Below are 416 nucleotides of genomic sequence, written 5' to 3' on the forward strand. Positions count from 1 at the left end.
CGGTTGAGGAAATGCGGGATCGACTTTTCGTTGATATACAGCCCGTCGGCCACGAAGGCGAAAGCGACGCCCGCCGCCTCTGCCTTGCGCGCCGTCCGGGCGAGAAAGTCGAAGTTCACGCTCGCATCCGCCGGACCGAAGGGGTGTTTCCAGGCGTTCATATGTCCGCCCGCACCCTGAAGCATGATCCCGAAAGTAATGTCTGTGGCCATATGCCTGCTCCTGTTCACGCGGCCCGGCGCTGACGCGCCCGGGCGATGAGTTGGATGGAGCGGAGCCGCCGAGCGGCATCCGCAACCGGAATGTCGAGGATGAATTCCCGCACGCCATGATCGCGTTGCAGGCTGGCCAGTTCCTCGTGAATGTCCTCTCCCGTGCCTGCGACGATCCGGGGGCGGCGTTCGCTGATGCTGTAG

At 63.7% G+C, this 416-nt stretch carries 2 pseudogenes; both read right to left on the bottom strand.

What is annotated here, in order from left to right:
* Positions 1-212: pseudogene (locus tag CG51_RS18925) on the bottom strand (LLM class flavin-dependent oxidoreductase); the annotation flags it as partial.
* 14 nt (positions 213-226) lie between these two features.
* Positions 227-416: pseudogene (locus CG51_RS20510) on the bottom strand (alkanal monooxygenase); the annotation flags it as partial.

The organism is Haematobacter missouriensis (assembly GCF_000740775.1).
GTDB lineage: Bacteria > Pseudomonadota > Alphaproteobacteria > Rhodobacterales > Rhodobacteraceae > Haematobacter > Haematobacter missouriensis.